At 57.6% G+C, this 2,740-nt stretch carries 4 protein-coding genes; all 4 read left to right on the top strand.

Going from position 1 to position 2,740, the window contains the following annotated elements:
- The first annotated feature begins 125 nt into the window (after positions 1–125).
- Positions 126–731 (top strand): FkbM family methyltransferase, encoded by a 606-nt coding sequence (locus A8B82_RS21015; RefSeq protein ID WP_235604763.1) that lies wholly within the window; start codon positions 126–128, stop codon positions 729–731.
- A gap of 161 nt (positions 732–892) precedes the next feature.
- Positions 893–1,258, top strand: coding sequence for a hypothetical protein (locus tag A8B82_RS21010; protein WP_138069833.1), 366 nt, complete (start codon positions 893–895; stop codon positions 1,256–1,258).
- A gap of 119 nt (positions 1,259–1,377) precedes the next feature.
- A complete protein-coding gene (locus tag A8B82_RS21005) occupies positions 1,378–1,821 on the top strand; it encodes a phage tail tube protein (protein ID WP_067297016.1) in 444 nt (147 codons plus the stop codon).
- A 164-nt stretch (positions 1,822–1,985) separates the two neighbouring features.
- Positions 1,986–2,528: an HNH endonuclease gene (locus A8B82_RS23745; protein ID WP_161489491.1), complete on the top strand. Its 543-nt coding sequence runs from the start codon at positions 1,986–1,988 to the stop codon at positions 2,526–2,528.
- The last annotated feature ends 212 nt before the right edge of the window (positions 2,529–2,740 follow it).

Below are 2,740 nucleotides of genomic sequence, written 5' to 3'. Positions count from 1 at the left end.
CCCGGATTGGTGGTCAGCTGGAAGCGGGATTGCCGAAATGGACCACCGGCAGGCGCATCGGCCGTCAGTTTTCACGGTCGCAAGAAACAGGACGATCTTTTGAAACATGAATGGATAAGAACCGCATGGAACTGAACGGATTCAAGTGGCCAGATGGTGACGTGCATTGCCGCAAGGTGGTGTTTTCTTCGGTCATCGACATGGAGCCTGCCCTGCGGCTCACCGATGGTCGCGCCGTGGCCGTTCAGGCGGGCGGCAATTGCGGTGTCTGGCCTGCGTGGCTGGCGGAGCGATTTGAAAGGGTGTTCACCTTTGAGCCGGATCAGACGAATTTCGACTGTCTTGTGCAGAACGTGCCGGAGAATGTCACCGCATACCGGGCAGCCCTTGGATCAAAGCGCGGTCGGGTAGGGATGTGCTTGGACACGCGCAACATCGGGGCGCACTTCATTGACGGCAAAGGCAGCATCCCGGTCAAAACAATCGACAGCCTGAAGCTGAAGGCCTGTGATTATCTGTGTCTCGATGTTGAGGGGTATGAAATGCCCGCGCTGATCGGTTCGATCCAGACGATCAATGTGCACCGGCCCGTGATCCAGATCGAGGACAAGGGGCTGTCTGAAAGGTACGGATACCAGCGCGGCGAAGCTATCGACTGGCTGAAGATGCTTGGCTATCGCGTCCGTCATCGCGTGGCGCGAGATGTGATCCTGTCGTGCGCACCTGCCTAGTTCTTGGGGGGGCTGCTTGCCTGTGGGATGATGTCGACGCATACGCAGGGCCTATTGGCGCTGTGGTCGCCTGCAACGATGCGGGTTACGCCTGGCCGGGCGCATTGGCGGCTTGGGTCTCTTTGCATCCGCTGAATTGGACCCGCCCGAAAGACGCATGGTTGGCAAAGCGGGATGCCAAGGGATACCCGCCCGCGCCGCTCTACACCCACGACGCCAACAAGGCACCTGACGGGGCCGTCCTGACACCGCACCAGTTTCCCGGATGCGAACACAGCGGTTCATCCGGCATGTTCGCGGCCAAGGTGGCGCTGATCGACCTGGGCTTTGACCAGGTTGTCCTCTGCGGCATTCCCATGGCGCCGATGAAGCACTTCACAGGTTTGGATCACTGGCTGACCGCGCACGATCGCGTGTCGCCCCTGCCGAACCGTTACCTGAAACGCTGGCGTGACGTGCCAGCAGAATTCACGGGCCGCATCCGGTCCATGAGCGGCGCAACCCGAGACCTGTTCGGAGCGCCATAAGAGATCGCCCTTGCCTGCGGGCTGCTTGAACCAGCGAACAGCAGGCACTTCCACCAACCGAGAACGGTCACACCCGCCACGGCGGACCCGTTCCTATGCCATATGAAAGGGCAACAACAATGGCTGATCTTACAGCATGGATCGGCGGCACCATCGGGTATGTCGCTGCAACAATCGACCGTGACGCGGCTGCGTCTGATTACGGTGCGAAGTCGTTCACCGAAATGGGCACCGTCAAGACAATCGGCGCGCTGGGTGACACCATCGCCAGCATCAACGTCTCACTGCTCAAAGAGGGCCGTGTGACAAAGGTGAATGGCGAAAAGGATGGCGGTGAAGTCAGTATCGCTGTCGCCTATGACGCCTCTGACAGCACCTATACTGCTGTGCGCGCACTTGCCGGGACCAATACCAACGTCTGGTTCGAGATCACCGACGCTGACGGCGATCTGGTCTACTTCCAGGGCATCATCGCCAACTGGATGGAAACCGAGCGCAACAACACCACCGAAAAGGGCGCAACCTTCGTGATCCGCGTGAACACTGGGTACGTCTACGTCTGATCAAATCCGCCTTCGGGTGGCTAGGGATGGCGCAGAGGTGGTTCGCCTGCGTCATCCCGAATTCTCTTTATAAAATCAGCACTATACGTTATAAATGGCGGGCCAGACTCGGCGCTGAAACACCGGCTGGCCCTAACCGCAACGGATCGTATGGAGATCACGTCATGGCTTCAAAAGCCCTACCTTGCCCAACCGTATTGCGTCAACTGCTCCGCTATGAGCCTGAGACTGGAAAGCTGTTTTGGAAGCCTCGACCTGCATGGATGTTCCCGGATGACCGCGCGTCTAAGTCGTGGAACAGTAGGTTCTCAAAAAGTGAAGCCCTCACCGCGAAAGCAAATGGCGGTCTGAGCGGGCACATCTTTGGTAAGGTCTACCTGACGCACCGCGTTTCATGGGCTATCCACTATGGAGAATGGCCTTTGTCGGTCGTTGATCATGTCAACGGAAATCCCGAAGACAATAGAATTTCGAATCTTCGTTTGGCAAGCCACGCCGAAAACATGAGAAATCGAAAGAAAAATGCAAACAATGCGTCAGGCCTGAAAGGCGTTCACTGGTGTCGAACCTATCTCCGGTGGTTCGCGAGCATATGTGTTAACAAAAAGCGAATAAATCTCGGATCCTACCCAACTAAAGAAGCGGCCCACGAAGCGTACTGCGAGGCTGCGGAGAGGCTGCATGGAGAATTCGCGCGGACAAAATAAACCACCCCTAAACCACCCCTAAACCAAAAAAGGAACATACCTTGGACTTCTCAAAACACGACGCGCGCAGCGCAGCTGAAACACCGACCCCGATGCTGGTTCTCGACCAGCGCACCGGCAAACCCATCCTGGATGGCAAAAAGAAATGCGCCGTCCTTGTCCGCGGCGCCAGCAGCCGTAGCGCTCAGGCAAGACTGCGTGCGGAAGAGGCC

Origin of the sequence: Sulfitobacter sp. EhC04 (genome assembly GCF_001650875.1) — a bacterium.
Classification (GTDB): domain Bacteria; phylum Pseudomonadota; class Alphaproteobacteria; order Rhodobacterales; family Rhodobacteraceae; genus Sulfitobacter.
This window is presented reverse-complemented; position numbering and strand designations above follow the sequence as displayed.